The sequence below is a fragment of the Alteromonas ulvae genome (assembly GCF_048987005.1).
Lineage (GTDB): Bacteria > Pseudomonadota > Gammaproteobacteria > Enterobacterales > Alteromonadaceae > Alteromonas.
In genome coordinates this window covers 3024927-3043027 of record NZ_CP185261.1, presented here as the reverse complement: position 1 = coordinate 3043027, position 18101 = coordinate 3024927, and the positions used below count along the sequence as shown (strand labels likewise).

18 protein-coding genes are annotated in these 18101 nt (G+C 44.5%); 5 read left to right on the top strand and 13 right to left on the bottom strand.

The window, feature by feature from the left end; translation table 11 throughout:
• The first annotated feature begins 201 nt into the window (after positions 1–201).
• The 3 genes from ACOJR9_RS13360 to glsB all read left to right on the top strand — a co-directional run bounded on the left by ACOJR9_RS13360 (position 202) and on the right by glsB (position 3768).
• Positions 202–1161: a chemotaxis protein CheV gene (locus tag ACOJR9_RS13360; RefSeq protein WP_420933431.1), complete on the top strand. Its 960-nt coding sequence runs from the start codon at positions 202–204 to the stop codon at positions 1159–1161.
• A gap of 273 nt (positions 1162–1434) precedes the next feature.
• On the top strand, positions 1435–2778 hold the full coding sequence (locus ACOJR9_RS13355; RefSeq protein WP_420933430.1) for an alkaline phosphatase: 1344 nt from the start codon (positions 1435–1437) through the stop codon (positions 2776–2778).
• A gap of 81 nt (positions 2779–2859) precedes the next feature.
• Entirely contained in the window at positions 2860–3768 is a 909-nt protein-coding gene (glsB, locus tag ACOJR9_RS13350; RefSeq protein ID WP_420936139.1) for a glutaminase B, read from the top strand.
• 81 nt (positions 3769–3849) lie between these two features.
• On the opposite strand, the gene ACOJR9_RS13345 is transcribed toward glsB, so the two are convergent.
• The 13 genes from ACOJR9_RS13345 to ACOJR9_RS13285 form a co-directional block, all read right to left on the bottom strand.
• Positions 3850–5013: a lipocalin-like domain-containing protein gene (locus tag ACOJR9_RS13345; RefSeq protein WP_420933429.1), complete on the bottom strand. Its 1164-nt coding sequence runs from the start codon at positions 5011–5013 to the stop codon at positions 3850–3852.
• A gap of 89 nt (positions 5014–5102) precedes the next feature.
• The gene (locus ACOJR9_RS13340) at positions 5103–8063 is read right to left on the bottom strand and encodes an FtsX-like permease family protein (RefSeq protein WP_420933428.1); all 2961 of its coding nucleotides are present in this window, start codon (positions 8061–8063) and stop codon (positions 5103–5105) included.
• On the bottom strand, positions 8048–8185 hold the full coding sequence (locus tag ACOJR9_RS13335; RefSeq protein ID WP_420933427.1) for a hypothetical protein: 138 nt from the start codon (positions 8183–8185) through the stop codon (positions 8048–8050). Before ACOJR9_RS13335 ends, ACOJR9_RS13340 begins: the two co-directional genes overlap by 16 nt.
• On the bottom strand, positions 8182–8961 hold the full coding sequence (locus ACOJR9_RS13330) for an ABC transporter ATP-binding protein (RefSeq protein ID WP_420933426.1): 780 nt from the start codon (positions 8959–8961) through the stop codon (positions 8182–8184). The genes ACOJR9_RS13335 and ACOJR9_RS13330 overlap by 4 nt, the downstream gene beginning before the upstream one ends.
• A 324-nt stretch (positions 8962–9285) precedes the next feature.
• Complete coding sequence (locus ACOJR9_RS13325) at positions 9286–9987, bottom strand: VC0807 family protein (RefSeq protein WP_420933425.1); 702 nt, start codon at positions 9985–9987, stop codon at positions 9286–9288.
• A 44-nt stretch (positions 9988–10031) separates the two neighbouring features.
• Positions 10032–10574, bottom strand: coding sequence for a rhomboid family intramembrane serine protease (locus tag ACOJR9_RS13320; protein WP_420933424.1), 543 nt, complete (start codon positions 10572–10574; stop codon positions 10032–10034).
• 69 nt (positions 10575–10643) lie between these two features.
• The gene (locus ACOJR9_RS13315; protein WP_420933423.1) at positions 10644–11810 is read right to left on the bottom strand and encodes a glutathionylspermidine synthase family protein; all 1167 of its coding nucleotides are present in this window, start codon (positions 11808–11810) and stop codon (positions 10644–10646) included.
• 1 nt (position 11811) lies between these two features.
• Complete coding sequence (locus ACOJR9_RS13310) at positions 11812–12384, bottom strand: DUF1190 family protein (RefSeq protein WP_420936138.1); 573 nt, start codon at positions 12382–12384, stop codon at positions 11812–11814.
• A gap of 220 nt (positions 12385–12604) precedes the next feature.
• Positions 12605–13024, bottom strand: coding sequence for a DUF350 domain-containing protein (locus tag ACOJR9_RS13305; protein ID WP_420933422.1), 420 nt, complete (start codon positions 13022–13024; stop codon positions 12605–12607).
• 11 nt (positions 13025–13035) lie between these two features.
• Positions 13036–13680, bottom strand: coding sequence for a YjfK family protein (locus ACOJR9_RS13300; RefSeq protein ID WP_420933421.1), 645 nt, complete (start codon positions 13678–13680; stop codon positions 13036–13038).
• Positions 13681–13726: 46 nt separating this feature from the next.
• Complete coding sequence (locus tag ACOJR9_RS13295) at positions 13727–14782, bottom strand: potassium channel family protein (RefSeq protein ID WP_420933420.1); 1056 nt, start codon at positions 14780–14782, stop codon at positions 13727–13729.
• Between the two features lie 117 nt (positions 14783–14899).
• Positions 14900–15580, bottom strand: coding sequence for a PspA/IM30 family protein (locus ACOJR9_RS13290; RefSeq protein WP_420933419.1), 681 nt, complete (start codon positions 15578–15580; stop codon positions 14900–14902).
• Positions 15581–15603: 23 nt separating this feature from the next.
• Positions 15604–15993: a DUF2170 family protein gene (locus ACOJR9_RS13285; RefSeq protein ID WP_420933418.1), complete on the bottom strand. Its 390-nt coding sequence runs from the start codon at positions 15991–15993 to the stop codon at positions 15604–15606.
• Positions 15994–16302: 309 nt separating this feature from the next.
• Between ACOJR9_RS13285 and ACOJR9_RS13280 the strand changes: the two genes are divergently transcribed.
• Together ACOJR9_RS13280 and queA are read left to right on the top strand one after the other, a co-directional pair.
• A complete protein-coding gene (locus ACOJR9_RS13280) occupies positions 16303–16506 on the top strand; it encodes a DUF6471 domain-containing protein (protein WP_420936137.1) in 204 nt (67 codons plus the stop codon).
• A 434-nt stretch (positions 16507–16940) separates the two neighbouring features.
• A complete protein-coding gene (queA, locus tag ACOJR9_RS13275) occupies positions 16941–17987 on the top strand; it encodes a tRNA preQ1(34) S-adenosylmethionine ribosyltransferase-isomerase QueA (protein WP_420933417.1) in 1047 nt (348 codons plus the stop codon).
• The last annotated feature ends 114 nt before the right edge of the window (positions 17988–18101 follow it).

The following is an 18101-nucleotide window of genomic DNA, read 5'->3' as shown; positions in this document are numbered from 1 at the left end:
CAAGGAACTATCGTCCATTAGCGCGCATGGTAATAAAAGTACAGTTTCTAAGAATTCAATCGCCTCTTTTGAGCCTTAGACTTTAGTGCAAATGTATTCATACTGATCGTGAACGCTGATATTCTAGCAGTTGACGGTATAACTATGGTAACTATTGCGGTGGGTTTATCACCATCTGAATATTAAGTAAGAGTGAGTAGTATGAGTAAGAGTGTATTGTCGTCTGTCGACCAAAGAACCAAGTTAGTTGGTGAAAATAGATTGGAACTACTGATGTTTCAGCTAGGTACACGTCATATTTTTGCTATGAACGTATTTAAAATCAAAGAAGTTATCAACATGCCTAAGCTGAATTCCATGCCAGGCTCCCATGATAATCTTCGCGGCGTGATGAATTATAGGGGCAGTGCTATTCCCGTAATCGATCTGCGCCAATCGATTAAAATGCGCGGTGCTGCCACTGACGAAACTGCCAGAAACGTTATCATTACTGAGTATAATCGCAGTGTTCAGGGTTTTATTATCGGGCAAGTTAAAAGTATTGTTAATACTTCTTGGGATACCATTCAGCCTCCTCCTAGCGGAATGGGAAAGTCAAATTACTTGACTGCCATAACGCAAGTGAATATTGAAGGTAAACCAGAGCTGGTAGAAATTATCGATGTTGAAAAAGTACTTGCCGAAATCATCGATTACGATATTTCAATTTCTGAAGAGATACTGGACACCGAGATTGTGAATCACTTTGTTGATAAAAAAGTGCTCATTGTGGATGATTCCAGCACGGCAAGAAAACAAATAAGCGATACGCTCAAACAATTGGGTATCACAATTATAGAGCGTAAAAACGGTGCTCAAGCGCTCGCACTGTTAAAGCAATGGGCTGATGAAGGTAAAAACCCCTGTGACGAAATTTTGCTCATGTTCACTGATGCTGAAATGCCCGAAATGGATGGCTACCGCTTAACGGCAGAGGTTCGCAGTGATCCAAGAATGAGTAATTTGTTTATCGCGCTCAATACATCGTTAAGCGGCAGTTTCAATGATGCCATGGTTGAAAAAGTTGGTTGTAACCGCTTTATCTCAAAATTTCAGCCCGATATGCTTGTGGATGTTGCGCAGCAACGTATGCGGGAGTACCTAGAGGAACAAAAGCAGTGAACTTCCCCATCACAATAAGACTTGAACTTACTCTATAGCAACACAGCCTGGCATTACGAGATGGTAATACGAAATAGCAACACAATGTCTCATCAGTAATGCCTTTGTGCTTGTTTTATCCTCACTTTATCGCTCCAACAACCTTTTAGTTTTGTTGTTGGGCTAAGTCTGCTTTACAATTGCACGCATAAACGTAATTTTTATTGCTTAGCAATATGCGCTATCTCGTTTTGCTGAAGGGATTGCGCATGTTATTACCCAGGGAAGTTCCACATGGTTAAACGCGCATTCCGTGCCTCATTATTAAGCAGTTTGTCTGTTGCATTCGTTGCAAGCTGTACAGTGACAGAAAGTGTCGAAAACGTTCAACAAATCGCATCAACAACTGCGCCGAAAAATATTATCATGGTTGTAGCTGATGGAATGGGCCCGGCCTATACCACGGCGTATCGCAATTATGTCGATGATGCAGCAACGGCTGAAATTGAAAACGTGGTTTTTGATGACATTCTTGTAGGCAATGCATCTACCTATCCTGCCAAAATATCCGGTTACGTTACCGATTCGGCCGCTGCGGCCACTGCACTTGCATCTGGTGTTAAATCTTATAATGGTGCTATTGGAGTCGACGTTGATAAGAAGCCTGTTAATTCTGTTATGCACTATGCAAAGACAAAGGGCATGAGAACAGGGCTGGCCGTTACTTCCCAGATTGTCCACGCTACGCCAGCGTCGTATATTGCTCACAATGAAAGCCGCAAAAACTACAATGAAATAGCCGACGATTTTTTCGATATACGCGTTAATGGCGAGCCTGTAGCTGATGTGATGTTAGGTGGCGGTACTGCATTTTTTAAACGCGAAGATAGAGATGTTTTAGCGCAATTTGTTGATGCTGGTTATGAATATGCAGATTCCTACCAAAGCTTGGCATCGGTTCCAGCAGGAAGCGATGTCATTGGTTTGTTCGCCCCCGTAGCGCTTCCAGCAGTGCTTGATGATAGCCGCAGCGATCGTTTAGCTTACCTTACTGAGCACGCCATTAAGCACCTGGAAAACGATAACGGTTATTTCTTATTGGTTGAAGCTAGTCAAGTAGATTGGGCTGGTCATGCTAACGATGTGGGCTCAGCAATGGCAGAAATGCACGATTTGGCTCAAACCATGGAGTATCTGCGCGAGTATGTCAACACTCACCCAGATACATTGGTAGTGCTTACCGCAGACCACAGTACCGGTGGCCTCACCATTGGTGCGGGTGGCGATTATCGCTGGAGCCCAGAATACCTTCACAATATGTCAGCTTCTGCTCGCATGATTGCCAAAAAGATGATTGATGAGGACATGCCAGGAGATTACGCTGCACAGCAATTGGGTCTTTCCCTTACCAGTGAAGAACTCGCTATGCTAGATAGCGTGTCAAACCAAGACGAAGAAACCCGTTACGCAGCGGTAAAAACATTTTTAGACGTTAAGACGAATACGGGGTGGACTACTACTGGCCATACCGGTGTAGATGTTGAAGTATTTGCGTTTGGTGCTGGTGCCTCTTCGTTTACTGGGCAAATAGACAATACCGATATAGCTAAAAAAATATTTGATTTGTTAGGCAAATAGCCAAGCCACACTAGCGATGTGAGTACGTTTAGTGCGACATAACAGACATTGAATGGAGATATTGGTTTGATGAACGACGACATGCGAGCGCTACTTCAAGATATTTATGATGAGGTAGAGCCCATGCTGGGTATGGGCAAGGTGGCTGACTATATTCCAGCCCTTGCAACCGTTAATCCACGTCAATTCGGCATTGCGATATGTGATATTCAAGGCCAGATCACGTCGATTGGCGATGCCGGTATACCGTTCTCTATTCAAAGTATTTCAAAAGTGTTCAATTTGGTACTTGCTATCAATCACTATGGCGAGACCATGTGGGAGCGAGTTGGCTGTGAGCCATCCGGATTGCCATTTAACTCGCTAGTGCAGCTTGAATACGAAAACGGGATGCCAAGAAACCCTTTCATCAATGCTGGTGCATTGGTGGTAAGCGATATGGTGCAGTCCCGTTTCGCCTCGCCACATATCGCTATGCGAGACTTTGTTCGCCGTTTATCGTGTAACGGCGAAATTATGGTGAACAAGGTAGTGGCCGAGTCAGAGTTTCAGCATCGCTCAAGAAATGCGGCAATGGCGTATTTGATGAAGGCTTACGGCAATTTTGAAAACGAAGTTGAAGATGTGTTGCACAACTATTTTCATAATTGCGCAATAGAAATGAGCTGTGAAGACTTAGCTCGCGCTATTAGTTTTTTAGCAAATCGGGGCATGTCAGCGTGTGCAAATGAACAAGTGCTAACCCCTTATCAAACTAAGCAAGTTAACGCACTATTGGCTACCAGCGGTATGTATGATGAAGCTGGAAGTTTTGCGTTTAAAGTAGGCTTGCCAGGTAAAAGTGGGGTAGGTGGCGGTATTGTTGCTGTCGTCCCAGGGCGTTTTACTATTTGTGTATTTTCGCCAGCGCTAAATAGTGTAGGAAACTCTCAGCTTGGGGTGGCCGCATTAACCTCATTAAGTGAGCGAATTAACTGGTCTATTTACTAATGGTGTTATGGTTGCTGAACCGCCTTAGTTTAACCTCCCTAATCTGCTCCCGCTAATACGAACCTTGGCAGCCTCATCATATCAATAACCCGTTAACTCCATGAAGCCAGTACCTTTGTGGGTACCGGTGACGTTTACTCTTCCCTCATAATACGCAAATACGCTGCTATTCCATTGGCCAGATTTGAATGGTGATACAGTAATATCCACACCTTTACTAGGAATGGTTATTTGCCATGTGGTGGGCACATCGCGTTCGGTATTTAGTGTAGTAATTTGCTCATTATCTAAAGGCACTATGCTGATTTCATTCAACGCGAGTGTCTCTTTATGTCCTGATGCTGTTATGTAAGAGGCTGTGGTATATATTTCATTGCCTCTATTTTTTGTACTCGCGCCAGCGTCAGAATCATTGTCAGTGGCGTGCATGCGAAACGCCATCAGCTTAGTACCGTCGTCTAAATGCAGTGAAAACCAGTCCCAACCCATAGCATTGCTGTTAGCTAAGTGGCTTGTCCATTCATGATCGTACCAGCCTAAACCTTTTACCATGAGCGTTTTGTTGTTGATTATAAGGGTACCGCTGGCGTTCATAAATGGCTGGCTGTAGTAGTAAGAGCGAAGGCGCGCGTCTTCGGTTTTTTTGCTGTAGCCCGCATCGCCCTGTTTAACGAATGGGCCGTTGGCGGTGAGTGACAGAGCAATGTCTACGTTGTTATTGATAGAGAACTGTAACGCAGCGGGAAAAGGGGAGTCGCTTTTTGATTGCCACGACCAGTCATCAATAACCGCGTTAAATGGGGCAGACTTTACAAAGGCGTTTCCCACGCCCCCAGCCGCCAAGCGCTCTTCAAAAAAATGTTCGTCTTTTGAATGTAGTGATGCATGTCCCATCCACTGCTGTGGCGTAGACCATGAGCTTGCTACCTCAGCTTCTTTTGCGGCAGCAAATCGAAACAAGGTAAATTGTAGGCCGTATTCGTTTTTCTCATCATCTTCCAATACAAAGGTTAGGTACCACCACTCAAGCTGATAATCAGGGTGGCTGCCGTGATCCTTTGGTAGCACTAAGGGTGTTGTTTTATTCACAGATTGAAACGAGCTGGTTGAAGAGTCGCTGTCACTGCCATTCTTAGTGCTATTTTCAGAACTATTCTCAGAGCTACTTTTTGATAGATCCCCAAAGAAACGAGAAGGCGCTGGCGCATCTGAGCAAGCACTGCAGGTTAATACACAAACGGCCATGACTACTCGAAAAAATAAGTCGAGGGGCGGGGGCGAGACTCTCTTTGATAGCGTTAAAAAAGCCTTTGATAGTAGGGAAAAAATAGGTTTCATAGGGGGGCATCCTGTCGTAAATCTACTTTGGGCTTTAGCCGACCTAGCGGGAGAGCAATTACTAGGCATATGATTGCTAGCGATACCGTTACACTGCTTATGATAACGCCAACGTCGATGGCTAGCGGATACACCCAGCTAAAGGCAAGTCGATTAACTTTGAAGATAAATACATAGGCAAGGTAAATACCAAACGGTACGGCAAGTAAGGCGGTGAGCAAGCACAGAAAAATATATTGTCCCAATAAGCTAAGCTTCACTGCAGTTTTACTTACCCCAAGGGCTCTCAGTACAGTGAGTGACGATGCGTTGCTTAACGACAATATACTCAGCGAAACCGCAAAGGCGATCCCCGCTACCAGCAGCGTTGTGATATTTAAACCATCAGTAAGGACAAAGGTTCTATCAAAGGTCTCCATCGAAAGTGTGAGTAATTCTTCTCTACTGTATAGATTACCTTGGCTCGTAAGTGAAGCAGTTAAATCTGTAGATCCTTCTGTCGCTTCAGTTGTATCTGATATAGCTGAGGAATGGAAAGCAGCAGGTGTTTTATCGTAATCAATAGCAAGTACCCCAGAAAAGGCAGCGTCACCAATGGCATCCTTGTTAAAAAGTGATAGTGGTAACAGCAGTTGCGCTTTCATATTGCCGTAGTCCGGGTAGATTCCTAACACGGTAAAAGAGGGGGTTTGGTTGAAGAAACGAGAGAGGTTCTTGCTTGCACTCTCATCGGTATTGGTGGCTTTTATCTGTTCAAGAAACAGCATGTCGCCCAGTGAAATATCATTGGAATACGCAAGCTGCTGATTAATGTAAATGCCTTCACCGTTTTCAAACATGGCCCATGCATTAGGAACACTCGAATCTACAACCAGGGCTTCTTTACCATTGGCATGGGTAGGGTAACTGCTCATTGAAACAGTGGTAGCATCCGCGCCTTTGGAATCATCGCTGCTAGAAGCATCGCTACGAGAAGCATTGCTACTAGAACCATTGCTACTAGAATCAGTATGACTAGCGTTAGACTGGGCAACGAGCTTACCTTGAAGTCGAAGTAATGGCGTTGAGGCAACGCCTTCGGGTATAGCAAGCTCTGAAAGTGACTTATCGGTATACAAATAGGCAGGAGCGTATAATCGTTGTGTTAGCCAACGTTCCGTAGCCCCACGAAAACTATCGGTCATGACGTTCATGCCAATGTTAGCAGTAAGCGCAATAAAAAAAGCACACACCGCAAGGCGGGTACGAGAAGAAAACTGTGCAGTGCTTGCCACTATAAAGTGTAAAACGGGTCTACTCGAGGGCGTAACCTTCATCACACCGTTAGCCAGTATTGGCAACCAGATTATCACCAGAGAGCAGCTTACCAGCAGTAATAGTGCAACAAACAGCAGCGCGTGTAGCGTCGTTGATATTAACGCTTGGGTAATGGCTAATAGGGCAATACCAGCTATCGTCCAAACAAGAACCGAGCGCTTTCGCATAGGCTGAGCGGCTTTTACTTTGTTTGTGCTTAATGCCGTAGAAAGTTGTTTTGCTGGAATAAGTGCAAATAGGCCCAGCGATAAAAAGGTAACAAAAACCGAGAGCGCGAGTGTGCTGATTAGGTTGACGTCAGGCGTAATAAACACCGCATCGAAAAGAGACGAAAAGGTGCCGCTTATAATCGGTGAAAGCATTGACGCGGCATAAAAGCCAGCGGCACAGCCAACGGGCACGCTTAGCACACAATAAAGAAACAGTTCGATAAGCAGTGCAGTGGTTACATAGCGGCTGCTTATGCCCAGTTGCCTCATTCTAATAATATTGGGTAAACGAGTTCGGTACATCAAGTTAAGCGCGTTTAACACGATAAAGAGCGCTACCACGGCCATTAACGCACCCATGGCCCACAAATTTAGCTTAAAGCTGTCGGGTAGCGAGCCTGTATCTTGCTGCGTGCTGACATCTTTAAACTCAACGGTCTTTAAAAGCCTTTGTTGAATGTTTTGCTTATCGTTTTGTGAGAGGGGAAGTAAGGACAAAAAGCCTGATAAGGGCCAAGTGGCCTCAGTGATATCTCGGCGATAAAAGTCTGCCAGAGACACAACAACAGTATCTTGAGGTACTGCAGTGCTCACGCGTAATAGCATAATAGCGGCCGATGAGGATGATGACGTTGAGGTGATGTCAGAAGAGGGTGGCAATGCACCTGCCGTCTCACCCGCCGTTTCACTTGAGAGGGCAGTTGAAGAGACTCCTGATGAAGAGACTCCTGATGAAGAGACTTCGCCTTCTTGTGTGTCATCACTGGCTTGTTGACGATTTTTTTGACTGTGTTTTTGACCACCACTGAAAAACAACACATCGCAGCCGAGCTTTGATTTTGTAGCTGGGTGTATGGCACCTACTATATAGCTTGGCTGAGTAGAACTGCCATTTGTTGACATTAACCCAGCCATGCTATTTGATGTTGAGCCTGCTTTATCGCCAGCAACGGGATAGCTAAAAAGGGCTTGGTTATCTAGTCCCAACAAAGACAGCTCTGTATCCGCTTGCGACGTTTCTACTTGGTTAACGCTATGGTCATCTTCAGCGCATGAAAACCTGTATTGTCTTTCGCTAAACGCTACCAGTTGGGTAAACCCTGCCATTCTCAAATTCGCATAGTCAGCTTTGCTGAGGGAGTCGTCTTTACCCACTTCATCCACTTTATCTATTTGAGGCTCACGTGCTGCCTCATCCACAGCTCTGTTGGAAATAGCAGCCTTGTCGACAAATAAAATAGTACCGCCATTGAAAATAGAAGACTGACTGCTGGCTAGTTCTCCTTGCGAAGCGCCTTCGTTAATGAGCAGCACGGTAATGAGGCCCGCATTGGCTAAAATGAGGGCAAACATGATGAGCAGCGGCTCCCACGGTCTTACCCGCGACATGGCTAAAAGGGCTTTAAGGGTGAGGTTTAAGGTTCTATGCAAAGTGACACTTCATCATTTAAATAATGGGCCGATTTGACACATGCATTAACTATTGCATTAGCGACTTGGCTCGCTTTTGCTCTCACTATTGCGCCCATTTTTGCGCCAATTAGTGCATTCACGGCAATTCCTTAATCGGCGCTTTTTCTTCGTTCAATTTGCCTTTATGTAGCCACAATGGGAACTTAGCCTTTTGAGCCACATCAGGGCTGTGTGTCACAACGAGTAATGTGGTGTTCATAGCACTGCAAACGTCATAAAGAATATCGGAAACAGCTTGGCTGGTGGCTTCATCCAAATTTCCGGTAGGTTCGTCGGCGAGTATTAAAGAGGGCTTGTGTACTAGTGCTCTTGCTATTGCACAGCGCTGTTGCTCACCGCCAGATAACTGCGATATTGGCTTTTTCGCAAGAGGCAAAATATTGAGCTGTTCCATAAGTTCAGTTTGATATTGCGGGTTATAGTTGCCTTTTAATCGCGCGGTAAACGCAATGTTGTCCCATGCATTAAAACAATCAAATAAGTTGTAGCTTTGAAATACGATCCCTAAATGATTCTTTCGAACGTCATCCACATTGCGCTTATTTCTCACTACATCGTTTAAAACAGGCTCTGTTTCAAACGTACCATTATCAGCCGCAGTTAATTTTTGGGCATTGGAGTGAGCGTCTTGGGATTGGCTTTTACTGCTTTTATACAAACAATAATCGTTAATTGAAATGATACCTGAGGTAGGCGTATCAAACCCTGCAATAAGCGATAATAGCGTTGATTTGCCACATCCTGAAGCTCCTTGAATACTTACGGAATCGCCGTTATTTACCGAAAGGTCTAATTCACAAAGAATAGGAGCGCTAACGCCTTCAAACGACTTTGTTAACTTTTCAATTTTCAACATAGGTGACAGGTAGACCTTTTTGAGTAATAGAAGTAAGAACAATTCATTAAGGGTCGCAGGTTGGCAACTTAAGAGGATTTCAAAAAAGGCAATCCTGACGCCAATTTTACGCTAGCCTTTTATTTCAAGCTAACAATTAACTTGTTCTATTATTGCGTCTTACTGATAGGTTTACGTTGTCTTACCACTTTTGGAGCAGCAAAAAATAGCAAGAATAAGAAGTGATAGTAAATGGGGTAAAGAGAGGTAAATTTAAAAAACAACAAATTGACATAATATTGTGCGGCACTCAACGAGCAGGTCTAAAGGTACGCTTTATTAGCGCTACTGATTAATAAAGTTATCGAGCTCTTCACCCGTAATTTTCTTTATTTGAGCAAACAGATACCACAACGCAGCAATGAGTAGAATCATGCTGGGGATGACGATCACGGGGTAGCTTAGCGCTGTCATTCTGCCCAATTCTTCGGTGTACGCCGTTGTGCCAGGTTCACTGACGAGTATCATTTTTGCCAATATGTAATTAAGCGCAGAAGACAAAAAGAATGAGCTTGCAACAATATACGAGCTTACCGCCACTTTCTTATTAAACTCAACCTGCTTGCCTTTAGCGTCAAGGACTTGGTTTAATTGGGGCCAGTTTATAATTTGGTCATTTAATATCAGCATCTTGACTAACGGCTTTTCGGTATATTGAGTGACTAAAACTGCAATACCAATAATGCCCGGTATGGCGGCTTCTTTTATCGCAATATACTCGGCGGGAAGTTTCAATAGGCTAAAGCCACCGGTAAGCAGTACGCTGATGATGCCAAGAATAGAGAAGCCATTCACTTTGCCCGACTGTTTTAAATCGTAAAGTCCATAGCCGATGGGAAAGCTCAGTGCTGCCACTATGCTCCAGGCCGGGCCTAAATAATCTTCAGAGCTGGCATAGCTCATCAGCACTACGGGAATAATAATATTAAAGGCGAGGTTGCCAAAAAAGCCCTGATTTTTTTGCTGAGGTTGTTGTACTACTGACATATCAATCTGTAACTTCGAGTTCTGTCATATGATTATACGGAAAGTTACTTCCGTGCCCAGTGCCAAGCGGCAAATAACCCACCTAGAAAGCCAAATAGATGATATTCAAACGAAATAAACTTCGATGTGGGAAGTACGCCAACCAGCATTCCGCCGTATACTGCAGCTACGACTAAGGAAATAAGCAAATATCGAACTTTATTACTTCTAAACCCAGCCAATACTAAAAAGCCAAAGTAGCCATATACCATGCCGCTGGCCCCAATATGTGTTGCGCTTCGACCAAGTAGCCATACCCCAAGGCCACCAATAAGCAGCGCGCAAAAAGTAGCAATAATGAAAGTGCGTTTGCCCCACTGCATGGTTAGCCACATAAACAGCATGAGCGGCAATAGGTTTGCCATTAAGTGTGTAGGAGTACCATGAAGAAAAGGGGCAGTAAAAATAAACGGTAAGTGATGTAAAGAGCGAGGTACAACGCCAAATGCATTAAGCGAATTACCTGTTAGCAGGTTTGCCACTTCTATTAGAATTAATAGCGCGCCCACTGTGAGTATGATGCGCAGCTGCATCGATAGCGACTTCATAACGTGTCCTTTACGTGGTCATAAATACTAGATGTGGTCATAAAATCTTACGTTCACAAAGTCTTTCGTTCATAGAATAATGTGAGGTACATAGCGCGAGAGGTCTTGTGTGATGGCAGACGTATCCTCTCGCACCGAAATTCCCGCAGGCATGTCATCTACCAGCCAGCTGCCAATTAGCGTGTAATTATCACCAAAGGTGGGTAGAGGCTCAAAGGCCTGCACAATAAAGCCTTCTTCTCCGTAGGGACCGCTGCTTAGCTCATCCTCTTTGCCGTCTTGAATAATTGAAACATTCGCGCCCTCCCGTGAGTACAACGGTTTTTTAATCCATTTACCTGATGCTACAGCTCTATGTGCTTCATCGCTAAAATACGACGGCAGCAGGTTAGGGTGGCCTTCAAACATCTTCCACAGCATGGGAAGCAATGCTTTATTCGATAAGACAGATTTCCAAGCAGGCTCTAGCCAATTCACTTCTGCACCTGCCAGCGCGTCGCCGAATTCTTCCCGCAGCATAAATTCCCAAGGATAAAGCTTAAAACAATCTGTGATGGGGCTGTCGTTTAAATCGGTAAATACACCGGTATCTGCAATGCCGATATCTTCAATAAACACAAAGTCGGCGCGCAGCCCTGCTTCTGCCGCGCAATCTTGAAGGTATTGCACAGTGCCTCTGTCTTCATCGGTATCTTTGCAGCACGCCATATGTAGTTGCTGGATGTTATAGTGCTTCGCTATTTCACGGAATCGGTGAACGAGCTTTTCTTGCAGGCTATTAAATTGGTCTGAATGCCTAGCGAGCTTTCCGTTATTCACATTCTGCTCTAGCCATAGCCACTGCCAAAACCCTGATTCGTATAAGCTGGTGGGCGTGTCGGCGTTATTTTCCAATAACTTCGCTGGCCCTGAACCGTTATAAACAAGATCCAGACGAGAATATAAACTGGGGTCGGCATTAAACCAGCTTGATTGAACCAAATCCCAGTGTTGTTCAGGAATGGCAAATCGGCGAAGCAATGGTTCACTGTTAACCACTTCTTCCACCACGGCTAAACACATTTGATGAAGCTCTGCGGTAGGCGCTTCGATATCGTTTTCAATTTGCGCTAGCGAAAACTGATAATAGGCACTCTCATCCCAATACGGCTGTCCGTACATGGTATGAAAGTGAAAACCAAATTCTGAGGCTAGCTGCTGCCAGCCTGGCCTCGGCTGGCAGGGCATTCTAAACATACTAGCCGCCCCATCCGCCCTTGCGACTGCTGCTGCCCCATGACGATTTTGCGCGTACGCTACTGCCAAAACCGCCTCGCTTCATCGTGCGGTTAACGGTAGGCTTTGGTTTTAACTGATCTTTACTTACTCGGTAATTACGCTTTCGAATATCGCCGTCGAACACATGCCCATCGGCCGTTATCCACCGAGAGCGAAATGGCGAGTTGTATGAAGAAGAAGTATACAATGGCTGTGAATAATAACGGTTTGGTGAAAGCAGTGAACTCACCATATAACCCGCCATAAACGGCATGAAAAAGCTGCCACCACCTGTATTTACGTTGCGGCACTGATTAGGGCCGAATTCGTATTCACAGTCGTATTCTGAATTAAATCGAGGGCTTGTGCGCAGCGCTTCTTCTGCCGCGGTTTTATAGGCTGCTTCACATTTTTCCACAGCATCAGGGTAATCCTGCTTACAGTCGTCTATTGACGTATAAATCTTCGCCTCTTCACGCTCAGCGCCACAGGCAGACAGCATTACACTGGCTACGCCTAGTGCCAAGGGCTTAACGCTAAAGGTTTTGCGCATTCGGCTTAAGTTGATGTGCTTACTGCGTTTCGTTTTAACTTCAGCTCCAGCGTTTGCATCAGAGAGGGTTATGATACTTTTATCGTTACTTTCGCTGGTGGCAGTGCTGTTGCGAGTATTTTTAAAGGTACTCTCACTCTCGCAGGCGCTATTACAAAACGAGGAGTCAAGCTCTCGCGGTGTATTTGAATTGTTTGTTGAGTCTGTCATAGCGCGCCCCCTAATAGGTCATGCATGCTGCGTTAAGCAGACCTACGGCAATAGACATACTGGCAAGCATTACGCCTGCAGAAATTTCGTTATTGTTGATGCGCTCAGCAATTTTTGGCATAAAACTAAATCGTAAAATAGCAAATGCCAGAGACTGAGCTACAACGGCAACAATGGCCCAAATTGCAAAATCGACTACGGCAACAGAGTTTGAAGCGGCACTGCCAAGGGCAATAGCAAAACCGATAATAGCGCCACCAAAACCAATGGCTGCAGCAACGTTTTTGTCTTCTTTGACTAGCTTCCATTCATCGTGTGGTGTTACTAGTGCGTATACTAGTTTGAAGATGAATAAAAACACGATAGAAAGACCAAAGTACAGCGCAAAGTTGTCTAGTCCTGCAAGTGATTGCATGATTGTATCCGTCATATTTTTCGTTCCTATCCGTTAATAGTTATATCTGCTGGTTGAATATCAACGCCTGTTGAAATGACCAAGCATCGGTCTAAATTATTACCTACTTGCTTCTCTTCTCCAACGACTAACAAGGTTTCCACCCGTCCATTATCTATTGGTCGTTCGTAAAGCATCATAAATTGGTCTGTTTTGCTTATATCGCCGTCTTCTTCATAGGTGGTTTCGGTGACTGCCACGGGGGGAGACTCATCGCCAATCGCACCCCATACTCGCGTGAAGGTGTTGCCTTCTAGCTCATAGGTTGGCTGACTGATCAGTGATGATAAACATGTGTTCCATTGGGCATCGCTGCCAATAGTCTGTGTGTCGTAAAAATGCCATAGCTTCACGTCAGTTACATGGTTTTCACTCATTCCGCCATCGAGAATAACCTGCAAAAACCCATCATCATCGGTGTAAAACCTGAGTATGGTGCCGCCAGTGTCAAGGGGAGCTTCACCTACAGCTTGTATAAGGTGTGAACGGGCCGCTTTTTCTATGGTAAGGGATGGCTCAAGCAACGACATTTTAAGGTTATCGAGCTCAAACGAGCCACCTAAATACAGTCCCATCACCTCAGGCGTTTTAGCTGCTTCAGGTTTCGCTTTTTTAAACAATTTACCAAACATACGGGGGCTCCTCTTTAACTGCCTTATTTACAGCCTAATTTGCCGACTAATCTGCGTCCAGTGTTGACCAATCAATAGAATTAATACGACTTAGCGCAATATAAAAAAGGGTGTCGCCAGGATTTAGCGTGCCCTCTAATGGAGGATTCACCACCATGTCTTTCACTTGCCCGCGGGGCGCATAACCAATAAATATGGCATCGTGCTTGCGTTTCAAGTTCATAAATAACTTGGCGATTGAGATTGCAGGGCTCGACGCTGGAATTTTTACCGAGAACTGAGCTTGGCCTTCATCAATACTCAACAGATCGTGGTGCAGCATGCTTGAGCCAGGGTCGAAGGCTGATTTTGCGAGCATTTCAACTGCAACGCTGGGAGTGCATTCAACTTTCGGGCAGTGATCTTGCAGCAGCTCGACCAGACTTTCGTCTTCAAAGTATGCCACTTGATGTGCATTTGGATTACGCTTAGTGCAATAAAGTGCGGTTGTCATGGTAACGTCATCGTAAGGATTATCCAATAAAATAGTGGACGCAGAAGCAACACAGGCTCTGTCCATGTCTTCATCTTTGTTGAACGAGTCTACTTTGACAAACTCAATAACACCGGGCATAGGGTTGCTAATATCGGCCTTAACGCACAGCACAATATCAGGTTTAGGGCTCATTGCATTTCGCTCCTGCAGCAGCAGGTTAAGTAGCAGTATGGTTCGTTGTTCATTCCAGCCGATAACCAGTATGTGGTTGTTAACGTTTAAGCTTGTCATACCCAATAACCCTTTTCTCCATTGTTCAGACACCCACGCGGCCAATCGGCCAATTACCATGGCAAAAATACTTAAGCCCACTGGAATAACATATATCGCAACAATGAGTTTGCCCGCAGAGGTTACTGGCGATAAATCGCCATAGCCCACCGTCGACGCAGTAACGGCTAACCAGTAAAAAAAGTCGACACTACTAATTAACTCATTTTCATTAGCGGCAAAAAGCAGCCAATAGCTGCTCATTGCGTAAAACGCCGTTGCGCCTAAAATGGTATACCAGCGAGATTCTGCGAAATACTGCAGCATGACTTTGCGCAGTTTTATCCATGGGGACATAAAATAAGTAACCCGTGTTTTCCGTGCGTTAACTGTGCCTTGAAGCGTTTAACTTGTCTAGGGCGTGCTAAACCCAAAAAAGGGGGAGCCTTAACGCTCCCCCCTTTTACTCTTTTTTTACTTGCCTAAAATTCTAGCGAGCTCATCATCAGCAGACGTTTTTCCGCCCTTAATGCCTGCCTCAGCAAGTCGTTTTTCAAGATCGCTGCTCGACTCCTCATTAGCTAATTCTTCAGCGGCTTGTAGCTCAGCATTACGCATTTTTTGCTTATCTTGAATACGCGACAGTGATTCTGTGGCAGTTTTCATTTTACTGTTTGCACCTAAGTGTCTCGATGATACTGCAACTTGTGCTTTTTGCACGCTCTCCGTGGCTTTTACCATATCAACCTGTTGCTCTAGGCGGCGAAGGTTGGCTTTAGCTTGCTGAATATTTTGCGCTAGTTGTTTTTCCGATTGCTTAAACTGGTCGAGGTATGACTGTTCCTGCGCTCGCTCTTCATTGAGTTCAGATACTTTCTGTGCACAGTCGAGGGCAAGTTGACGATCGGTGTCGACTGCTTTTCGAGCGTGTGCCTCATATTCTGCAATAGATGAATCGAAGCTTTCTACTTTTTGTTGTGAAAGCTTACATTTTGCAAGAATTTGAGTGCGCGCATGGTCTGACTTACGCAACTCCTCTTTTGCTTCTCTAATTTCCTGCTCCAGAATTCGGATGGCCTGACTGTCTGCCACTGATTGCGCTGCTTCGGTTGCGCCACCCTTTACTGCGGTAATTAACTTTTTCCACACTGACATTTGCTTCTCCTTCGAAGTAAATTTTAGTTTAGGTGCATTTCGTAGGCATCTAAGAAAGATGCAACGTTCTGAAACAAGGTTTCAACTTCAATAACAATACTCTCGCCTTTCGACTGCGCACTCAGCGCACCAAATGCGGTGTAGTATTCATCACCACCAATGGTTGATATGCCAACGGTTGTGAGTGGAAACACCATATGAGAAGACAGTATCTCATGGTCTAACGCGTGCTTATCTTTCACTTCTGAAGCAGCAAACAAGAGACTCTCCACTAAAATTTGCTCACCACTTATTGCTAGCCATGCATCGATGCCGTCTTGGTTCGCAATGAGTAAACAATTTTCCTCTCGTGTTACCACAAAGTCATCAACCTCTTTTAATAAGGTTTCGATGCTTTCCAGTTCCCAACTCATAGTGTTCTCCTTAAATTATTGAAGCGATAGTGACGTAAATGAAAAAAGTGCCGTTACCTCCAGCATCGCTACTGTAACCAGTATTTTCTATCTTCGCCAACATCTTGACTTGAAGTGTAGATCCATTGTGCCATAATCGTCAATAACAAATATGCTTCTTAAGTGTAATAAAGTGTGTTTTTGTGAATTATATGTCACAAATGAGTGGTTTTTAGCGGTGTCATGAGGGCTGTGGAGGCAAGTTTGAACAAAGAATTGAGTGCGAAAAATGCGTGGAGACAAACCGTTGCGCGAGTAATTAAGTCGGAAATGTCTGTGCGCGGCGTGAAATATCAAGACTTAAGTCAACGTCTTGCTGTAATTAATATCGAGCAAAGTGCAGATAATTTAAGAAACAAGGTGAATAAAGGTATTATGGGGGCTGATTTGATGCTGCAAGTACTTTATGTGCTTAAAGCACGGCCTGTAGACGCGGCGGTTTTAGAAGAGATCTTAACTGACCTTCAGCCATGACCTTGGTATGATAGTAGGTGCAGTAGCAGGCACAACAGCCGGTGCGATAGAAACGAGCAGTAATTGAAGAGTCATCGGCTAAGAAAAACATCAACTAACACGCTAACTAATTTGAAGCTAGCAGGCAAAAAAATACCCAGCAGGTGCCGGGTATCAAAGATAAAGATTTGTCAGGGAGAACGTCATCACTATCTGACGTGTATCTTAACCGATTAAGTTGAATTGTTCTAATTTTAATCAGTTAATAGGGGTATGCAATTTTATAACAAATTATCGAGCATTATACTTATAGTGGAATATGTAATTTTTCTATTATTTTTTTATAAAACATACATTAGTTTAGAACTAGCGAAACGAATACTTATTATTTGGTTAGTGACTATTTCGCTGCGCACTTTTTAATTAACTACGCAAGAAGAGTACCTCAATACGTCATGAAACTTTCTGATTTTAGCTTTGAATTACCTGAAAACCTTATCGCGAAATATCCTACTGAGCAACGTGCAGCCAGTCGCCTTTTGCAGTTAGACGGTAAAACAGGAACCGTTACTCACTCAATGTTTGCCGATATGCTTTCCCTCGTTGAATCTGGTGATTTACTTGTGTTTAATGACACGCGGGTTATCCCAGCCAGATTGCTAGGAAAGAAAGAGACGGGTGGGCAGGTAGAAGTCCTTATTGAGCGCATTACCTCAGACAATATGGCTTTGGCACACGTGAGAGCGAGCAAAGCGCCCAAACCAGGCACAAAGCTTGTTTTGGAAGATAAAGTTAAGGTAACCGTAAAGGGGCGTGATGGAGCGCTTTTTATTTTGCAATTTGACCACGATGAAACTGTGTTGCAGCTATTAGAAGCCCACGGACACATGCCATTGCCACCTTACATAGATAGACCTGATGAAAACTCAGACAAAGAGCGCTATCAAACGGTGTATAACAACAAGCCGGGGGCGGTAGCAGCACCTACGGCAGGTTTACACTTTGACGAATGTATTCTTGAAGCGTTAAAAGAAAAGGGCGTTAACTTAGCCTTTGTAACGTTGCATGTGGGGGCGGGAACGTTTCAACCAGTGCGAGTAGACAATATAACTGAACACAAAATGCACGCTGAATACGCTGAGGTACCTCAAGACGTAGTGGATGCCGTACTACAGACAAAAGCTGCGGGTAAACGAGTTATCGCCGTAGGCACAACTTCGGTGCGCTCTCTAGAGTCGGCTGCTAGATTTAGTACCAAGCGAAGCGAAGGTGACGTTATTGGTACGTTTTACGATGACACCGAAATCTTTATTTATCCAGGGTTCGAATTTAAGGTTGTGGATGCGATGTTTACTAATTTCCATTTACCCGAATCTACATTGATGATGCTTATCAGTGCATTCGCTTCTAAAGAGCATGTGATGAACGCTTACCAAGAGGCCATTGATAAGGAATATCGCTTCTTTAGCTACGGTGATTCCATGTTTATCGAAAGGGGCTAGGCTCTGATGAAGTGTACTTTCGATGGTGCTCTTAGCAGCGCCTTGAAGAGTGCCTACAACAGCATTTTACACCAACCTTTTCTGACGACTATCTACCCTCCGACAACGGCATAG